This window comes from Streptomyces sp. NPDC047453 (assembly GCF_040643155.1).
Taxonomy (GTDB): Bacteria; Actinomycetota; Actinomycetes; order Streptomycetales; family Streptomycetaceae; genus Streptomyces.
The window spans coordinates 1-17,863 of record NZ_JBEYTS010000063.1 but is presented as its reverse complement, the minus strand read 5'-3'; the positions used below and the strand labels follow the sequence as shown (position 1 = coordinate 17,863).

The following is a 17,863-nucleotide window of genomic DNA, read 5'->3' as shown; positions in this document are numbered from 1 at the left end:
TGATGTCGGCACGTCACCGCTCACCAGTAGACCGGCAGGGTGAGCGGTGACTTGCTCGGTGACTCGTCCTCCCAGATGGGGCGGTGGCCCTCGGCCAGGCGCAGGTTCGGGAGTCGGTCGAACAGGGCCTCCAGGCACACGGTCATCTGGGCACGTGCCAGGTGGGAGCCGATGCAGTTGTGCGCCCCGCGGCCGAAGGCGAGGTGCGGGTTGTCCGCACGGCACAGGTCGAGCCGGTCGGCGTCGGTGAACACGTGCTCGTCGCGGTTGGCCGCGGCGAGCACGGGCAGTACGGCGTCGCCGGCGCGGATGGTCCGGCCGTGCAACTCGATGTCCTCGACGGCCTGGAGGACGACGACGCCGTTCATCACCGGGACATAGCGCAGGAGTTCCTCCACCGCGCCCGGCATGAGGTCGCGGTGGTCGCGCAGGCGTGCGTACGCGCCGGGCAGGGTCAGCAGGGCCAGCACGGCGTCGGCCAGGAACATGGTGCTCGTGCGGTAGCCGGCGACCAGCATGGACAGCCCGAAGCTCACCGCGCTCTCGTGGTCCAGAGCGCCGCGCTCGCACGCGTCGACCAGCCGGGTGAGCATGTCGTCGCCGGGCTCGCGCCGCTTCCGGTCGAGCAGCGAGGTGATGTACTCGCGCAGTTGGGAGGTGGCCTCGCGGCCCTCCTCCAGCGTGAGGATGGCCCCGAGTGCGGCGTCCGCCCTGGGCAGGAAGTAGTCGCTGTCCTCGTAGGGGATGCCGACGAGATCGCACATCACCATCACGGGGAAGGGCTCGAGGAACCGGACGACCAGGTCGCCGGGCTGGTCGCTGCCGACGAACGGATCCAGCAGCCGGTCGGCCGATCGCCGGATGCGCGGCAGCCGGCTCCGCACGGACCGGACGCTGAAGGGCTCGCTCAGAGCCCGGCGCAGGGCGGCGTGCCGGGGGCCCTCCAGCTCCATCATCGTGACCAGGCCCGGCTCGTCACCGGGGACATGGCCGGGGCGGGGCGGCCAGTCGGTGATGCTCGGCCTGATCAGCCGGGCGTCGGCGATCAGTTCCTTGACGTCCTCGTAGCGGGTGGCGTACCAGGCGGTGGCGCCGATCGGCAGCCTGACCCTGGCCAGGGGGCACTCCTGGCGCAGCCGGCGGTACTCCTCGGGCGGGCCCATGGTGCCCGGCGGCGGGAGCGGGAGTTCGATAACGGGCATGTCGGGCGCGTCGGGCGCGTCGACGGCGGGTTCCGGCGTGGTGTTCACGGGTGGACCTCCCCTGGTGCCTGGGGGTCGGCTCACCAGCCGACCGGGAGGGTCAGCGGTGACTTGGTGACGGACTGGTCGTCCCAGAGGGGTTCCTGCCCCTCGGCCGGACGCAGTTGTGGGAAGCGGTCGAGCAACGCCTCCAGCCCGGCGGTCAGTTCGGCGCGAGCCAGGTGCGCGCCGACGCAGTTGTGGGTTCCCCGGCCGAAGGCGAGGTGGGGGTTGTCCGTGCGGCACAGGTCGAGCCGGGCGGCATCGGCGAACACGCTCCCGTCGCGGTTGGCGGAGGCCAGCACGGGGATGACGGCGTCGCCCCGGCGGATGGCCTGCCCGCCCACCTCGATGTCGTCGGTGGCCAGCAGCAGCACGGTGCCGTTCATCACCGGCATGTACCGCAGGAGTTCCTCCACCGCGCCCGGCATGAGGTCGCGGTGGTCGCGCAGGCGGGCCCACTGGTCCGGCCGGTGCAGCAGGGTGTGCACCGAGTCGGCCAGGAAGAAGCCGCTGATGCCGAAGCCGACCGTGAGCATGGACAGCCCGAAGGCCGTCACCTCCTCGTCGGTCAGCGTCCCGTCCTCGCACTGGCGGACCAGCAGGGTCAGGACGTCGTCGCCGGGCCGGCTCCGCTTCCGCGCGATCAGTTCGGCCACGTACGCGCGCAGCAGATCGGTGACCCTGCGTCCCTCCTCGGCGGTCACCATGCCGTCGAGGGCCGCGTCCAGGACCGGCAGGAACCAGTCCCGGTCCCGGGAGGGGATGCCCACCAGGTCGCACAGCACGAGCAGCGGGAACGGCTCGGTGAACCCGGCCACCAGGTCGCCGGGAGGGCCGCCCTCCGCGAACTCCTCCAGCAGCCGGTCGGCGACTTCGCGGATGCGCGGCAGCCGGTCCCGGACGGCTCCGGAGCTGAACGCCGAGGCCACGGACCTGCGCAGCGCCAGGTGCCGGGGGCCGTCCAGTTCCGCCATGGTGACCAGGCGGGGACCCTCGTCGGCGGCCCGGCCGGGACGGGGCGGCCAGTCGTTGATGGTCGGCCTGATCAGCCGGGGGTCGGCGAGCAGCGCACGGACGTCCTCGTACCGGGTGACATACCAGGCGGTCGCGTCCATCAGCAACCCGACCCTGGCCACGGGGCGGCTCTCGCGCAGCCACGCGCACGTCTCGGGCGGCCCCATGGTGCCCGGTGGCGGGAGAGGGAAGTCCAGGACGTCCGCCTCGGGGCCGGGTGCCTGCGCGCCGGGTGGGGGTGGGATCATGCTCGCTCCTCCGCTGAGGTGGCGCCGACTAGGGGCGCTCGGCTACGGGCGCTCGATGTAGCCGGTGGCGTAGAAGTACTCCAGGTAGCGGTCCAGCAGTGCCGCGTCGACGGGCGGGCAGCGCAGCCCCGTGCCGGCCAGGTCACGTTCGACGTTGGCCCGCCCCACGGCCGGGAAGGTGCCCTCGAAGTACATCTCCTTGACGGACATGTCCGCCTGCTTGCAGCGGTCCACGCACAGGGAGACGAACGGGGCGGTGGGGCTCGTGGGGTGCCGCGCGACATGGCGGACGAGGTCGTCCACCCACTCCTCGTAGGGGAGCCGCCGGATCCGGTGGCCGCCCGTGTCCATCCGGTCGAGCATGTCGCGCAGGCTCGCCGGACGCGGGTTGGTCATGTGGTAGGTCCGGTGGGTGGCGCGGTGCGCGGTGGCGATGTGCACCACCGCCTCGGTGAGGAAGTCCACCGGGACGAAGTCCAGCGGCAGCGGGACGTCGGGGGCCAGCCCGGTCTCGGTGATCGTCTTGAACAGCGAGCAGATCGCGGTGTCGGTGTTGCACGCGCCGGTGCGCCGGTCGCCGGTGATCTCGTACGGCCGGTGGACCGCCACCGGCAGGCCCTGGCCCGCGGCGTCGCGCAACACCTCCTCGGCCACCCACTTGCTCTCGGCGTAGCCCATGGTGAGCCGGTCGGCGTGGTCGAGCGGCAGGTCCTCGTCCACGTGCCGTACGCCGGCGGTGCCGAAGCCGGCCAGCACCGCGATGGTGGAGAAGAAGTGCACGGGCACGGCGCGTTCGGCCGCCAGGCGTACGAGCTGCCGGGTGCCCTCCACGTTCGCGCTGCGCAACGCCTCGTACGGATAGAGGAAGTTGACCTGTGCGGCGGCGTGGATCACCAGGTCGAGGGCGTCGGCCAGTTCCTCGGCGCGGCCCGGTTCCAGACCGAGGCCGGGTTCGGTGAGGTCCGCGGGGAAGCACTCGACGCGGTCGGCGGCCTCCGTGGTGGCGAGGCCGAAGCGGGCCAGGTTCCGCATCACCTTCTGCCGGGCGTGCGCGGCGTCGCGGCCGCGCACCGGGCAGTGCACCCGGGCGCCGGTGCGACACAGCAGCCGGTCCAGCAGGAAGGCGCCGACGAAGCCGGAGGCGCCGGTGAGCAGCACCTCCCGGGGGTGCCGCCAGTCCGGCTCCGGACCGCGCGGCGGCGGCAGGGTGAAGCCCAGCCGCGCCTCGGCGCGGAAGTCCACGGCGCCGGCGTCGGGGGCCGCCTGGGCCCGCCGGCCCTCGACGGAGGTGAGAGCGGTGACGGCGGCGGTGAAGTCCTCCAGGGTGGGGGAGCGCAGCAGACTGTGGACCAGGGTGCGGCCGTGCCGGGCGTCGAGACCGAAAGCTGCCAGGGTGCGCGTGACGGCCTCGGCCGCCAGCAGGGAGTCGCCGCCGATGTCGAAGAAGCTGTCCCCGGGCGCCGGGCACACACCCAGCACCGCCTGCCACACCCGCGCCGCCGACTCCTGCGGACCTGGCAGGGGGCGGTGGCCGGGCGCCGGGACGGCGGTCCCGTCCGCGCCCGCCAGCAGGCGCAGCCGGCGGCGGTCGACCTTGCCCCCCTCGGTCACCGGGAACCGCCCCACCTCCACCAGCCGCGTGGGCACCGCCGCCGCGGGCAGCCATGCCGTGAGACCGCCGCGGATGCGGTCCAGCGGCAGCGCCCGGCCGGGCCGGGCCGGTGTCACGTACCCGATCAGGCTGTCGCCCTCCAGTTCGACGACGGCCTCGCCGACCGCGTCGTCCGCCCGCAGCCGCGCCTCGATCTCGTCCGGCTCGATGCGGTGCCCGCGCAGTTTGATCTGCCGGTCCACCCGCGCCCGGTACTCCAGTACGCCGTCCGCGCGCCGGACCACCCGGTCACCGGTGCGGTAGAGCCGCGTACCGGGCTCGAAGCGGTTGTCGACGAAGCGCTCGGCGGTCAGCTCGGGGTCGCCGAGGTACCCCAGCGCGAGCCCGTCCCCGCCGACGAGGAGTTCGCCCTCCTCACCGGCGTCCGCGAGCGTGCCGTCCGCCCGCACCACGTAGCAGGTGGAGTTCTCCAGCGGCCGGCCGATCGGCACCGCCGTCGCCCCGGGAGGCAGACCGTCCACAAGGTGCGCGGTGGAGACCACGCTGTTCTCGGTCGGACCGTAGAAGTTGACCACGGTGGTGTCCGGGCAGGCCGCCAGGATCGCGCGGGCCAGCTCCGGGTCCATCGCCTCGCCGCCGGCCGAGGCGAACCGCAGGGATCGCAGTGCCGACGGCCTGGTGCGCCCGATGTGGTGGAACACCCCGGTGGTCAGGTAGGCGATGCTGACCCGCTCGGACAGCAGCCGGGACTCCAGGGCGGCCGGTGACAGCAGTTCTTCCTGATCGGCGATCACCACGCAGGCCCCGGCGAGCAGCGTGGACCAGATCTCGATCGTGGAGGCGTCCGAGGAGAGGCCGTAGGCGTGCAGCACCCGCTCACCGGGCCGCGGCCGCTGCCACACCAGGTCGGAGGCGGCCAGCCGGACCACGCCGCAGTGCGGGACCGCGACGGGTTTGGGACGGCCGGTCGAGCCGGAGGTGAACATCACGTAGGCGCAGTCCGTGGGGAGTACCCCGGGCCGCGGGAGCGCCGCCGGCGCGGCCGGCGCCGATCCGTTCAGGGCGATGCGGGTCCGCACCCGCCGGATGCGGCACACACTGCCGGGCAGCGTCACCACGGTGTGCACCCCGGCGTCCTCCGCCATCGCCTGGAGCCGCCCGGGCGGGGAGGCGTCGTCGAGCGGGACGTACGCCGCACCGGTCTTGAGGATGCCCAGAAAGGCGACCAGCGCTTCCAGGGACCGGCTCCCGTACACGCCGACCCCGTCAGCGCGCCGCACCCCGGAGCCGAGCAGCCGGGCGGCCAGCGCGTCGGAGCGGTCCTTCAACTCGCCGTAGCTCATGCTGCGGCCGTGCTGTACGGAGGCGGTCGCCCGGGGGCGCAGCGCGGCCTGGGAGTCGAACAGCTCGTGCAGACAGCGATCGCGCGGGTACCACAGCGTCCCCGCGTTCCACGCAGGCGCCGAAAGCGTCATCGGGTCAGTGACCATGGGATGTCCCGTCTGTGCCGCACGTGAAGCACCTGCCGCACGGAGGACCGGGTGTCGAACTCTAGGTCTCGAACTCCGCGGCGAAGGCGGAGAAATCGGCCGTCCTCCACCTCTCGGGCCGCATGCGGATGAGGATGTCGTCGGCCAGTTGCTCCTGGTTGGCCGCCAGGTACGCCGTCGCGGCGTCCGCGTCCAGGTACCGGTGGGCCAGCGCCTCGTGCTCGGCGGGGGGCACCGGATCCTCGACGCCCACGACCGGCCCCTCCACGCTCACATAGCGGTACGGGGCCGATTCGTCCTGCACGCAGAGGCTGAACCGCCCGGCGTCGCGGACGAGGCGGGCCTTCAGCGCCTGCCGCCCGGTCTCGATCGACACCAGCCCGCCGGGCCGGTAGGAGTACCAGAGCGGAACCAGCAACGGCCCACCGCCGTTGCGGGGATCGTTCACCCCCAGGATTCCCACGTGGAGGCCGGCAAGGAACTCTTCCCGGTCTTCGACCGACATCCTGAGATCCACGCGTACCACCTCGATCGGGCAGAGAATCCCGCATGGCATCCTCGGGCGACGCGGACGCCCGCGCGGGTCCCGGAGGCCGAGCCGACGCAGGCGGCCGAGACGGGGCCCCGACTCCCAGAGTTCAACAGACCCGGGCGGTTCGCATCCCGGACCCCGGGCGAGGTCCCGTATATAAATGTGGAACATCGTATAGACTTCCATAGTCCGCACTCGTCCCAACGTCCCCAGGAGCCCCCCGATGGTGCACGTCCCGACCGGTTTCACCGGCCGCCACTTCCTCAAGGAGCTGGACTTCACCGAGGCGGAGTTCCGCGGCCTGGTCGGGCTGGCCGCCGAGCTGAAGGCCGCCAAGCGGGCCGGGACCGAGACGCCGTACCTGCGGGGCCGCAACATCGCGCTGATCTTCGAGAAGACCTCGACGCGCACCCGCTGCGCGTTCGAGGTCGCCGCCGCCGACCAGGGCGCGTCGACGACGTATCTCGATCCGTCCGGATCACAGATGGGGCACAAGGAGTCCGTGAAGGACACCGCCCGTGTCCTCGGCCGGATGTTCGACGCGATCGAGTACCGGGGCGACAGCCAGGACGCGGTCGAGGAACTCGCCGCGCACGCCGGCGTCCCCGTCTACAACGGGCTCACCGACGACTGGCACCCCACGCAGATGCTCGCCGACGTGCTCACCATGACCGAGCACTGCGCCAAGCCGCTGCGGGAGACCGCCTTCGCCTACCTCGGCGACGCCCGCTTCAACATGGGCAACTCCTACCTGGTCACCGGCGCCCTGCTCGGCATGGACGTACGGCTCGTCGCCCCCAAGAGCTACTGGCCCGCCCAGGGCATCGTCGACCGGGCCCGCGAACTGGCCGCCTCCAGCGGTGCGCGCATCACCCTCACCGAGTCCTTGGAGGAGGGCGTGCGCGGCGCCGACTTCGTCGCCACCGACGTCTGGGTCTCCATGGGGGAGCCCAAGGAGGTCTGGGACGAGCGGATCGAGGCCCTGGCCCCCTACGCCGTGACGATGGACGTGCTGCGCGCCACCGGCAACCCGGACGTGAGGTTCCTGCACTGCCTGCCGGCCTTCCACGACCTCGGCACCGAGGTCGGCCGCGGGATCCACGAGCGGCACGGCCGCACCTTCCTGGAGGTGACCGACGAGGTCTTCGAGTCGGCCCACTCGGTCGTCTTCGACGAGGCGGAGAACCGGCTGCACACCATCAAGGCGATCATGGTCGCCACCCTGGCCTGACCGGCCGTCCTCACGACCCGCGGCCCGGAGCCACCCCTTCCGCCGCCGTAACGCGACCTCCTCCCGGCTCCCACAAGCAGGGGGCACCCCCGAGGCCGCCCCGCACCACCAGAAACGAGCACCACCCCCGCATGTCCGCTCCCCGCATCAAGTCCCCGGCCCTCCTCGTCGCCGAGTCCGGCACCGACCGCGCGGGCCACGGCCTCAAGCGCACGATGGGCCTGTTCCAGCTCGTCTGCTTCGGCATCGGCGCGATCGTCGGCACCGGCATCTTCGTCGGCCTGTCCGACTCGGTCGCCCAGGCCGGCCCCGCCGTCGTCGTCTCCTTCGTCCTGGCCGCGATCACCTGCGTGTTCACCGCCTTCTCCTTCGCCGAGCTGGGCGGCGCGATCCCCGTCTCCGGGTCCTCGTACTCCTTCGCCTACGCGGGCCTCGGCGAGACCACCGCCTTCCTGGTCGGCTGGTGCCTGCTGCTGGAGTACGGCATCTCCATCTCCGCGGTCGCCGTCGGCTGGAGCCAGTACGTCAACGAGCTGCTGCACAGCCTCACCGGATGGCAGCTCCCCGCAGCCCTCTCCGCCGGCTCCGCCGACGGTGGGATCGTCAACCTCCCGGCCGTCCTCGTCATCGCGATGGCCTGCGTGCTGCTGGTGCGCGGAGTGCGCGAGAGCGCCCGGGCGACCGCCGCGATGGCCGTGCTCAAGATCGTCATCCTGGTCGCCTTCTGCGCCATCGGGTTCTCCGCCTTCAAGCACGGCAACCTCACCCCGTTCTCGCCGGCCGGCCTCGGCGGCATCGGCGCGGGCACCACGGCCGCGTTCTTCTCCTACATCGGCTTCGACGCGATCACCACCGCCGGCGAGGAGGCGAGGAACCCGCGCCGGGACATCCCCGTCGCGATCCTCGTCTGCATCGGCCTGGTCACCCTGCTGTACTGCGCGGTCGCGCTCGCCGCGATCGGCGCCATCGGCGGCGACCAGGTCGGCGGCCGGCCCGCTGCGCTGTCGTACGTCGTCAACACGGTCACCGGCTCCTCGGTCGGCGGCGCCGTCATCGCCTTCGGCGCGGTCGTCGCCATCGCCTCCGTGGTGCTGACCGTGACGTACGCCCAGTCCCGCATCCTGATGTCGATGTCCCGCGACGGGCTCGTGCCGCCCATCCTCCAGAAGGTCTCGCCGCGCACCTCGGTGCCCGTCGCCGGCACCCTGATCGTCGGCGTGGTCTTCGCGATCCCCGCGGCGTTCGCGTCGCTGGACGTCGTGGTCAACCTGTGCACCATCGGCACGCTCGCCATCATGGGCGTCGTCAACATCGCCGTGATCACGCTGCGCCGCCGTGAGCCGGGCCTCGCCCGCACCTTCCGGGTGCCGCTCTACCCGGTGCTGCCGGTGCTCGGCGTCGGCTGCTCCCTGTACCTGATGTACGAGACCGGCTGGACCACCTGGCTCCAGTTCGCCGGCTTCCTCGTGGCCGGGCTGCTCGTGTACGTGGGCTACGGACGCCGGCACTCCCGGCTGGCGGCGCGGGCCGGGGCCGCGGAGGTCACGCCGGGCGCAGCCGAGGCGGACCCGCGGACAGCCTGAACCACACCGCCTTGCCCGACGCGGTCGGGCGGTGCCCGCAGGCGGAGCTGAGGGCGCGGATCAGCAGCAGGCCGCGCCCGTGCTCCTGCCAGGGGTCCGGGGCCGCGAGGCCCGGCCGGGTCAGTCCGCCGGGCGGGGCCGGATCCGGGTCGTGCACCTCGACGTGGCAGCCGGTCGGCAGCAGCTCCACCACCAGCTCTATCGGGCCCCGGCCCGCCGTGTGCTCCACGGCGTTCGCGACCAGTTCCGCGGTGAGCAGTTCGGCGGTGTCGCTGTCGGCCGTGTGCTCCAGCTCGGTCAGCGCCGTACGGACCAGGGCGCGGGCCACCGGCACGGCGGCCGCCGAGTGCGGCAGCGCGACGCGCCAGGAGGCTGTCGAGGGAGGTTCGTGCAAGGTGTGTCCGTTCGTGGCGGGGGGCGTCCCGGTGATGACCATCAGGTTGTCCCGCTTTCAACGAGGGGAATGGTACGGGGGCCGTCCGCGGGGACTTTCGGCGGCCTCGTCCTCGGGGCCGCCGGGCCCGGCACGGTCGGCTTACCCCGGGGGACGGCCGTCCTCCCGCGGCCACTCCCGTCGTTACCTCCCTATCGACGAGCCGTGACCAAGTGACGGGTACCGGTCACAGTGGCGCGACTGTATCGCGTACTCGTGACGACGGTCATGAATGAGTGATAACTTCGGTGGGGAGAGCCGTCGAGGCAGAGGTCCAGTGCGGCAGCGGTTCGTGGCAGTCCCCCCGAGGAGGCCCTACGTCATGAGTCCCTTCACCGGCTCCACCGACCGCACCTCCCACTGGCGCCATCTGCGCGTCGAGCGCGCCGACGGCGTCGCCACGGTCACCCTCGCCCGCCCCGACAAGCTCAACGCGCTCACCTTCGGCGCCTACGCCGACCTGCGCGACCTGCTCGCCGAACTGTCCCGCGAGCGGGCCGTGCGCGCCCTGGTGCTGGCCGGCGAGGGCCGCGGCTTCTGCTCCGGCGGCGACGTGGACGAGATCATCGGCGCTACCCTGAGCATGAACACGTCCGAGCTGCTCGACTTCAACCGGATGACCGGGCAGGTCGTACGGGCCGTACGGGAATGCCCGTTCCCGGTGATCGTGGCGGTGCACGGGGTGGCGGCCGGGGCGGGAGCGGTCCTGGCCCTGGCGGCGGACTTCCGGGTCGCGGACCCCACCGCCCGGTTCGCCTTCCTCTTCACCCGAGTCGGCCTGTCCGGCGGCGACATGGGCGCCGCCTATCTGCTGCCCCGGGTGGTCGGGCTCGGCCACGCCACCCGGCTGCTGATGCTCGGCGAGCCGGTGCGGGCGGCAGAGGCCGAGCGGATCGGACTGATCAGCCACCTCACCGACGAGGGCAGCGCCGACGAGGCCGCGCGATCCCTGGCCCGCCGGCTGGCCGACGGCCCCGCCCTCGCCCTCGCCCAGACCAAGGCCCTGCTCACCGCCGAACTGGACATGCCCCTGTCCGCCGCGGTCGAACTGGACGCCTCCACCCAGGCCCTGCTGATGAACGGCGAGGACTACGCCGAGTTCCACGCGGCCTTCACCGAGAAGCGCCCCCCGAAGTGGCGGGGGAGGTGACCGGGGGTGACCGGTGCCATGAGGGTCGCGGTGATCGGCGGCGGACCCGGGGGCCTGTACGCCGCGGCCCTGCTGAAACGGCTCGACCCGGCCCGTGAGATCACCGTCTGGGAGCGCAACGCGCCCGACGACACCTTCGGGTTCGGCGTCGTGCTCTCCGACGAGACGCTCGGCGGCATCGAACACGCCGACCCGGTGGTGTACGAGGCCCTGCGCCGGGAGTTCGTGCGCTGGGACGACATCGGCATCGTGCACCGGGGCACACGGCACACCTCCGGCGGCCACGGCTTCGCCGCGCTCGGCAGACGGCGCCTGCTGCGGATCCTGCACGAACGCTGCCGCGCGCTCGGCGTCGACCTGCGCTTTCGCACCGAGGCGCCGCACCCGGAGCGGCTGTCGCGGACGTACGACCTGGTCGTCGCCGCCGACGGCCTGCACAGCGCCACCCGCGAGGCCTACGCCCACGTCTTCCGGCCCCGGGTGACCGGCCACCGCTGCCGCTACATCTGGCTGGCCGCCGACTTCGCCCTCGACGCCTTCCGCTTCGAGATCGCCGAGACCGAGCACGGCGTGATGCAGCTGCACGGCTATCCCTACTCCCGCCCGTCGCCCGACCACCGGCCCTCAACGAGGCCCTCCGGGCCGCGGGACGAAAGCGCCTCGACGGTCATCGTCGAGATGCGCGAGGAGGTGTGGCGCGCGGCCGGCTTCGACACCATGGACGAGCAGGAGTCCGTCGAGCGCTGCGCCAAGATCTTCGCGGACGCGCTCGGCGGGCGGCCACTGCGCTCCAACAAGTCCGCGTGGACCACCTTCCGCACGATCGTCACCGAGCGCTGGTCGCACGGCAACCTGGTGCTGCTCGGCGACGCCGCCCACACCGCACACTTCTCCATCGGCTCCGGCACCAAGCTCGCCGTCGAGGACGCTCTCGCGCTCGCCGCCTGCCTGGTCGAACAACCGTCCCTGCCCGAGGCGCTCACCGCCTACGAGGAAGAGCGCAAACCGGTCGTCGCCTCCACCCAGCGCGCGGCCCGGGCCAGCCTGGAGTGGTTCGAGAACCTGGACCGCTACCTCGGCCAGCCGCCCCGCCAGTTCGCCTTCAACCTGCTCACCCGCAGCCGCCGCGTCACCCACGGCAACCTCCGGCTGCGCGACCCCCGCTTCACCGACGCCGTGGAGCGCGAGTTCGGCTGCCCGCCCGGGACACCGCCGATGTTCACCCCGTTCCGGCTGCGCGGACTGACCCTGCGCAACCGGGTCGTCGTCTCGCCCATGGACATGTACTCGGCCACCGACGGCGTCCCCGGCGACTTCCACCTCGTCCACCTGGGCGCCCGGGCCCTCGGCGGCGCGGGCCTGGTGATGACCGAGATGGTCTGCGTCAGCCCCGAGGGCCGGATCACCCCGGGCTGCGCCGGCCTGTGGACCGGACGGCAGGCCGACGCCTGGCGGCGGATCACCGACTTCGTCCACCGGCAGGCCCCGGACACCGCGATCGGCGTGCAGCTCGGCCACAGCGGACGCAAGGGCTCGACCCGGCTGATGTGGGAGGGCATGGACGAGCCGCTGCCGCGGGACAACTGGCCGCTGGTGGCCGCCTCCCCGCTGCCCTACCGGCCGGACGGCCGGATCCCGGGCCAGGTCACCCGGGCCCAGCTCACCGACATCCGCGAGCAGTTCACCGCCGCCGCCTGGCGTGCCGCCAGGGCCGGCTTCGACCTGCTCGAACTGCACTGCGCCCACGGCTATCTGCTCTCCGGCTTCCTCTCCCCGCTGACCAACCGGCGCACCGACGCCTACGGCGGCTCACTGGACAAGCGGCTGCGCTTCCCGCTGGAGGTCTTCGACGCCGTACGCGGAGTGTGGCCCGAGGACCGTCCGATGACCGTACGGATCTCCGCCACCGACTGGGCCGAGGGCGGTACGACCGCCGCCGAGGCCGTGGAGATCGCCCGCGCCTTCGCCGCGCACGGCGCCGACGCGATCGACGTGTCGACCGGGCAGGTGGTGGCCGACGAACGCCCCGAGTTCGGGCGCTCGTACCAGACTCCGTTCGCGGACCGGATCCGCCACGAGGTGGACGTACCGGTGATCGCGGTCGGCGCGATCTCCTCCTGGGACGACGTCAACTCCCTGATCCTGGCCGGGCGTACGGACCTGTGCGCGCTGGCCCGCCCGCACCTGTACGACCCGCACTGGACGCTGCACGCGGCCGCCGAGCAGGGCTACACGGGCCCGGCCGCCGTCTGGCCGGCGCCCTACCGGGCGGGCAGCCGCCGCCCGCAGACGGGCCGCACGGACGCGCCCAAGCCCCGCCTGGCACTGGGGGGTTGACCGGCGTCAGAGCCCGGTGAACTCGGCGCCCGTGTCCCGCAGCCGCTCGTGCAGCCCCTGGAAGACGGCGGCCGAGCGGGCGCCGGGCCAGTCGGCGGGCAGCAGCCGCGCGGGCAGGCCCGGGTCGGCGTAGGGCAGATGGCGCCAGGAGTCCAGGGCGAGGAGGTAGTCGCGGTAGGCCTCCTCCGGTGGCGTGTCCGCGCGCTTCTCCCAGGCGCGCAGCACGCGCGCGTGCCGGTCGAGGAACGCCTCGTGCTGCGCGGCGATCGCCGCCAGGTCCCACCACCGCCCGACCGCCTCCGAGGTCGGCGTGAAGCCCAGGTGCTCGCCGCGGAAGAAGTCCACGTACGGGTCGAGGTCCAGCCGCCGCAGCGTGTGCCGGGTCTCCTCGTACAGGCGGGCCGGGGCGATCCACACGCCGGGTGCCGCCGTGCCGAAGCCGAGCCCGGCCAGCCGGGAGCGCAGCACATGGCGCTTGTTGCGCTCCGACTCCGGCACGGAGAACACGGCGAGCACCCACTCGTCGTCCCCGGGCTGCGCCGTGGCATAGATCCGGCGGTCGCCGTCGTCGAGCAACTGCCGTGCCTCCGCGGACAGCTCGTATCCCGCCGCGCCCTGTGCGGTGCGGGCGGGCAGCAGCAGCCCGCGCCGCTTGAGCCGCGACACCGAGGAGCGCACGGACGGCGCGTCCACCCCCACGGCGGCGAGCAGCCGGATCAGCTCGGCGACGGGCACCGGGCCTGGCGCGAAGCGGCCGTAGGCGCCGTAGAGCGTGACGATGAGGGACCTCGGGGCGTGTAGCGCCTGCTGCTCGGACACGTTGATCATTTTAGGTCTTCGGCATCACTGCTGGTCACCGTCACGGCAGGTCACCGACGCCGCCGCCCGCGGTCACCGCCGAGCACCGTCACGTGCGCGCTGTCACCGTCGTGCGGCGTCACCGCTGTACGCCGTCTGCGCGCAACCGGAACCGCTGGAGCTTGCCGGTGGCCGTGCGCGGCAGCGCGTCCAGGAAGACGAACTCGCGCGGGCACTTGTACGGGGCCAGCTCCGACTTGAGGTACGCGCGCAGCGCCTCCGCGTCCCGCGGCGCGCCCTGCCTGAGGACGGCGTAGGCGACCACGACCTGCCCGCGGTCCTCGTCGGGCCGCCCGACGACCGCCGCCTCCACCACGTCCGGGTGGCGCAGCAGGGCGTCCTCGACCTCCGGACCGGCGATGTTGTACCCGGCCGAGATGATCATGTCGTCGGCGCGGGCGACGTAACGGAAGTAGCCGTCGGGCTCGCGGACGTAGGTGTCCCCGGTGACGTTCCAGCCGTCCCGCACGTACACGCGTTGCCGCGGGTCGGCGAGGTAGCGGCAGCCGACCGGCCCCTGGACGGCGAGCAGCCCCGGCACTCCGTCCGGCACCGGCTCGCCGTGCTCGTCCTGCACGCGCGCGTGCCACCCCGGTACGGGCACTCCGGTCGTGCCGGGCCGGATGTCCTCGTCCGCCGCCGAGATGAAGATGTGCAGCAGCTCGGTGGCGCCGATGCCGTTGACGATGCGCACTCCGGTCCGCTCGTGCCAGGCGTGCCAGGTGGCCGCGGGCAGGTTCTCCCCGGCGGACACGCAGCGCCGCAGCGAGGAGACGTCGTGGGAGTCGAGCGCGTCGAGCATCGCGCGGTACGCGGTGGGGGCGGTGAACAGCACGGACACCCGGTGCTCGGCGATCGCGGGCAACAACTGCCGCGGATGGGCCTGTTCGAGCAGGAGCGCGCAGGCGCCGGCGCGCAGCGGGAAGACCACGAGCCCGCCGAGCCCGAAGGTGAAACCGAGCGGGGGACTGCCCGCGAACACGTCGTCCGCCTGCGGTCTGAGCACATGGCGGGAGAAGGTGTCCGCGATGGCCAGCACGTCCCGGTGGAAGTGGACGCAGCCCTTGGGCCGCCCGGTGGTGCCCGAGGTGAAGGCGATGAGCGCGACGTCGTCGGCCGCGGTGTCCACGGCCGGGTACGGCGTACCGGGTGCCGGACGGCGCAGCAGGTCGTCGGGGGCGTCACCGCCGTACGTCGTGACGGCGAGCCCCGGTACCTCCGCCTTGGCCAGGTCGTCCACGGCCCGGATGTCGCACAGCGCGTGCCGGACCCGGGCGATCTCGCAGATCGTGCTCAGCTCGTGCGGGCGCTGCTGGGCCAGCACGGTGACGGCGACCGCGCCCGCCTTGAGCACGGCCAGCCAACAGGCCGCCAGCCAGGGGGTGGTGGGGCCGCGCAGCAGTACCCGGTTGCCGGGGACCACCCCGAGGTCGCCGGTCAGCACGTGCGCGATGCGGTCGACGCGGGCGCGCAGGTCGCCGTAGGTCCACATCTCCCCGGCGGGGGTATGGAACACCGGGCGCCCGGCGTCGGTGGGGTCCAGCAGCTCGGCGGCGCAGTTGAGCCGGTCCGGGTAGCGCAGCTCCGGGAGGTCGAAGCGGAGCGCGGGCCACTGGTCCGGGGGCGGCAGGTGGTCGCGCGCGAAGGTGTCCACGTGCGCCGAGGCCGTCGGCCGCGCGGTGCCGCCCCTGCCGGAGTCCAAGGTGTCCATGGCCGGTTCGCCCCCTTGTCGTGGTGGGCTCGCACAAGGAGCGTATCGTGTTGGTGACGACAGTCAACAGCACGCGATACGGTGGATCGTGCTCCGGTCGGCCGGCAGAGAGGGGACCGGCGAATGCCCGCATTCTCGCTCGAACCGGAACAGGCGGCCTGGTGCGCCGAGTTGCGTGCCCTGGCCGCCGACCGGCTGCGCCCGCTCGCCGAGAAGGGCGAGCCGGGCCACGTCAACCGCGCGCTCCTCGCCGAACTGGGCCGACTCGGCCTGCTGGAGCGCTTGTTCACCTCCGGCGCCCTCGACCTGTGCCTCATGCGGGAGTCCCTGGCCCACGCCTGCGCCGAGGCCGAGACCGCCCTCGCCCTCCAGGGCCTCGGCGCCCACCCCGTCCACGCCCACGGCACCCCTGCCCAGCGCGCCCACTGGCTGCCGCGGGTGACGGACGGAAGCGCGGTCGCGGCCTTCGCCCTGAGCGAGCCGGGCGCGGGCTCGGACGCGGCGGCACTGGCGCTGGCGGCCCGCCCGGACGGCCCCTCCCGCTGGCGGCTCACCGGCGAGAAGTGCTGGATCTCCAACGCCCCCGAGGCCGACTTCTACACCGTCTTCGCGCGGACGACACCGGACGCCGGCTCCCGTGGCGTGACCGCGTTCCTGGTGCCCGCCGACCGCCCCGGCCTCACCGGCACCGCGCTGGAGATGCTCTCGCCGCACCCCATCGGCGCGCTCGACTTCGACGGCGTCCCCGTCACGGCCGAGGACGTGATCGGCGAGACCGACCGCGGCTTCCGGGTGGCCATGGGCACCCTCAACCTGTTCCGCCCCAGCGTCGGCGCCTTCGCCGTGGGCATGGCGCAGGCGGCGCTGGACGCCACCCTCACCCACACCGCCCGCCGGGACGCCTTCGGCGGCAAGCTGAGGGACCTCCAGACGGTCGCCCACCAGGTCGCCGAGATGGCCCTGCGCACGGAGGCGGCCCGCCTGATGGTGTACGCGGCGGCGACGGCGTACGACGAGGGAGCCCCCGGCGTACCCGGACGCGCCGCCATGGCGAAGCTGCTCGCCACCGAGACCGCGCAGTACGTCGTCGACACCGCCGTCCAGCTCCACGGCGCCCGCGCCCTGCGCCGCGGCCACCTGCTCGAACACCTCTACCGCGAGGTGCGGGCCCCGCGGGTCTACGAGGGGGCGAGCGAGGTGCAGCGGGGGATCATCGCGAAGGAGCTGTACGCGGGGTTGCGCGAGTCCGGGGAGGCCCTGTGACCGGCCTCGCGACCGTCGAGCCGCGCCGCGGGAGGAGGCCTTGTGACCGTCGTCGAGCCGTTTATGCCCGGGAGGTCTTGTGACCGTCGTGGAGCCGCGTACGCCCGTGGAGGTATTGTGACCGCCGACCGTGTCAATCCGCCCGCACTGTCCCCGCCCACCGGCTTCTCGCACGCGGTGGTCGCCACCGGCTCACGGCTGGTGTTCCTGGCGGGTCAGACAGCACTCGACGCCGACGGAAAGGTGGTCGGCGAGACCCTGCCCGAGCAGTTCGAGCGGGCGCTGACCAACCTGCTGACCGCGCTCGCGGCGGCCGGCGGCACCGCGTCGGACCTGGCCAGGGTCACCGTGTACACCACGGATGTCGCCGCCTACCGCGTCCAGGCCGCCGAACTCGGCCGCGTGTGGCGCCGGTTGGCCGGCCGTGACTATCCCGCGATGGCGGTGGTCGGCATCGTGCGGCTGTGGGACGAGCGTGCCCTGGTCGAGCTCGACGGCTTCGCGGTGCTGGGCGACGGCTGATCAGGTGGTGTCGGCCAAGTGGTCGACGGGCACGCGCCGCCGGAGGGTGAGGGTCACGGTCACCGCCGAGGGCGCCGGGTACGAGTGGAAGCTCCTGTTCCAGCCACCCGGGAGGTTCTTCCATGCCCCTGCGTCCCGTACTCGGCGCCCTGGGCGCGGCGGCGGCCACCGTGCTCGTGCTGAGCGCGCCCGCCACCGCCGCTCCGGGCGACAGCGTGACCATCGACCGGACGGCCCGCCTGTCGGCGGACGGCACCGTCACCGTCTCCGGCACCTACCGCTGCTTCGACACCAACGGCCTGGCCTTCGTCGGCGCCGCCATCAGCCAGGAACCGTCGGCCACCCGCTACGGCATCGGCGGCACCCACGCCGTGTGCGACGGCGCCTACCACCGCTGGCAGGACTCCGGCACCGTGACACCGAACCGGCTCACGCCCGGCCCGGCCCGCGTCGAGGCCGCCCTCGTGGAACTGCGCCCCCACAGCGGCCTGCCACTGCCGCACATCCACGCCACGCGCCAGCAGGACGTGACACTCATCGCGGACTGAGACCCGGCCAGACTGCCCGGCTGCCCGGCACCCCTGGGGGGCGGGGGGCCCGGCGGGGGGGGGGCGGCCGGGGGTCGCGGTTGGGCC

The 17,863-nt window shown here is 73.2% G+C and carries 14 protein-coding genes; 7 read left to right on the top strand and 7 right to left on the bottom strand.

All coding sequences use genetic code 11. The features are described 5' to 3' along the window. Positions 1–20 precede the first annotated feature (20 nt). The 4 genes from ABZ818_RS33520 to ABZ818_RS33505 form a co-directional block, all read right to left on the bottom strand. Complete coding sequence (locus ABZ818_RS33520) at positions 21–1,250, bottom strand: cytochrome P450 (RefSeq protein WP_361423125.1); 1,230 nt, start codon at positions 1,248–1,250, stop codon at positions 21–23. 32 nt (positions 1,251–1,282) lie between these two features. Next, complete coding sequence (locus ABZ818_RS33515) at positions 1,283–2,506, bottom strand: cytochrome P450 (RefSeq protein ID WP_361423122.1); 1,224 nt, start codon at positions 2,504–2,506, stop codon at positions 1,283–1,285. A 42-nt stretch (positions 2,507–2,548) separates the two neighbouring features. Beyond that, positions 2,549–5,593 carry an amino acid adenylation domain-containing protein gene (locus ABZ818_RS33510; protein ID WP_361423119.1) on the bottom strand — a complete coding sequence of 1,015 codons (3,045 nt, stop codon included), beginning with the start codon at positions 5,591–5,593 and terminating at the stop codon, positions 2,549–2,551. 76 nt (positions 5,594–5,669) lie between these two features. Next, a complete protein-coding gene (locus tag ABZ818_RS33505) occupies positions 5,670–6,125 on the bottom strand; it encodes a pyridoxamine 5'-phosphate oxidase (protein ID WP_361423116.1) in 456 nt (151 codons plus the stop codon). 238 nt (positions 6,126–6,363) lie between these two features. Between ABZ818_RS33505 and argF the strand changes: the two genes are divergently transcribed. Beyond that, a complete protein-coding gene (argF, locus tag ABZ818_RS33500; protein ID WP_361423113.1) occupies positions 6,364–7,371 on the top strand; it encodes an ornithine carbamoyltransferase in 1,008 nt (335 codons plus the stop codon). Positions 7,372–7,502: 131 nt separating this feature from the next. Continuing rightward, positions 7,503–8,954, top strand: coding sequence for an amino acid permease (locus ABZ818_RS33495; RefSeq protein ID WP_361423110.1), 1,452 nt, complete (start codon positions 7,503–7,505; stop codon positions 8,952–8,954). On the opposite strand, the gene ABZ818_RS33490 is transcribed toward ABZ818_RS33495, so the two are convergent. Continuing rightward, complete coding sequence (locus ABZ818_RS33490; RefSeq protein ID WP_361423107.1) at positions 8,914–9,390, bottom strand: ATP-binding protein; 477 nt, start codon at positions 9,388–9,390, stop codon at positions 8,914–8,916. The two genes, ABZ818_RS33495 and ABZ818_RS33490, sit on opposite strands and share 41 nt — an antisense overlap. A 319-nt stretch (positions 9,391–9,709) precedes the next feature. On the opposite strand from ABZ818_RS33490, the gene ABZ818_RS33485 reads away from it, so the two are divergent. Next, positions 9,710–10,537, top strand: a complete 828-nt coding sequence (locus ABZ818_RS33485; protein WP_361423104.1) for an enoyl-CoA hydratase family protein — start codon at positions 9,710–9,712, stop codon at positions 10,535–10,537. An 18-nt stretch (positions 10,538–10,555) separates the two neighbouring features. Continuing rightward, on the top strand, positions 10,556–12,874 hold the full coding sequence (locus tag ABZ818_RS33480; protein WP_361423181.1) for a bifunctional salicylyl-CoA 5-hydroxylase/oxidoreductase: 2,319 nt from the start codon (positions 10,556–10,558) through the stop codon (positions 12,872–12,874). A gap of 6 nt (positions 12,875–12,880) precedes the next feature. Here ABZ818_RS33480 and ABZ818_RS33475 read toward each other — a convergent pair whose 3' ends face one another. Continuing rightward, positions 12,881–13,702: a PaaX family transcriptional regulator C-terminal domain-containing protein gene (locus ABZ818_RS33475; protein WP_361423101.1), complete on the bottom strand. Its 822-nt coding sequence runs from the start codon at positions 13,700–13,702 to the stop codon at positions 12,881–12,883. A gap of 109 nt (positions 13,703–13,811) precedes the next feature. Continuing rightward, a complete protein-coding gene (locus ABZ818_RS33470) occupies positions 13,812–15,506 on the bottom strand; it encodes an AMP-binding protein (RefSeq protein WP_361423178.1) in 1,695 nt (564 codons plus the stop codon). Between the two features lie 60 nt (positions 15,507–15,566). Here ABZ818_RS33470 and ABZ818_RS33465 point away from each other — a divergent pair, with 60 nt between their 5' ends. The 3 genes from ABZ818_RS33465 to ABZ818_RS33455 all read left to right on the top strand — a co-directional run bounded on the left by ABZ818_RS33465 (position 15,567) and on the right by ABZ818_RS33455 (position 17,776). Beyond that, a complete protein-coding gene (locus tag ABZ818_RS33465) occupies positions 15,567–16,706 on the top strand; it encodes an acyl-CoA dehydrogenase family protein (RefSeq protein ID WP_361423098.1) in 1,140 nt (379 codons plus the stop codon). Between the two features lie 117 nt (positions 16,707–16,823). Beyond that, entirely contained in the window at positions 16,824–17,228 is a 405-nt protein-coding gene (locus ABZ818_RS33460) for a Rid family hydrolase (protein WP_361423095.1), read from the top strand. Positions 17,229–17,350: 122 nt separating this feature from the next. Then, complete coding sequence (locus ABZ818_RS33455; protein ID WP_361423092.1) at positions 17,351–17,776, top strand: DUF6299 family protein; 426 nt, start codon at positions 17,351–17,353, stop codon at positions 17,774–17,776. Positions 17,777–17,863 lie beyond the last annotated feature (87 nt).

Coding starts and splice junctions, on each gene's coding strand:
- ABZ818_RS33515 (WP_361423122.1), bottom strand. CDS start 2,506: ATGATCCCACCCCCACCCGGCGCGCAGGCACCCGGCCCCGAGGCGGAC.
- ABZ818_RS33510 (WP_361423119.1), bottom strand. CDS start 5,593: ATGACGCTTTCGGCGCCTGCGTGGAACGCGGGGACGCTGTGGTACCCG.
- argF (WP_361423113.1), top strand. CDS start 6,364: ATGGTGCACGTCCCGACCGGTTTCACCGGCCGCCACTTCCTCAAGGAG.
- ABZ818_RS33495 (WP_361423110.1), top strand. CDS start 7,503: ATGTCCGCTCCCCGCATCAAGTCCCCGGCCCTCCTCGTCGCCGAGTCC.
- ABZ818_RS33490 (WP_361423107.1), bottom strand. CDS start 9,390: ATGGTCATCACCGGGACGCCCCCCGCCACGAACGGACACACCTTGCAC.
- ABZ818_RS33485 (WP_361423104.1), top strand. CDS start 9,710: ATGAGTCCCTTCACCGGCTCCACCGACCGCACCTCCCACTGGCGCCAT.
- ABZ818_RS33480 (WP_361423181.1), top strand. CDS start 10,556: ATGAGGGTCGCGGTGATCGGCGGCGGACCCGGGGGCCTGTACGCCGCG.
- ABZ818_RS33475 (WP_361423101.1), bottom strand. CDS start 13,702: ATGATCAACGTGTCCGAGCAGCAGGCGCTACACGCCCCGAGGTCCCTC.
- ABZ818_RS33465 (WP_361423098.1), top strand. CDS start 15,567: ATGCCCGCATTCTCGCTCGAACCGGAACAGGCGGCCTGGTGCGCCGAG.
- ABZ818_RS33455 (WP_361423092.1), top strand. CDS start 17,351: ATGCCCCTGCGTCCCGTACTCGGCGCCCTGGGCGCGGCGGCGGCCACC.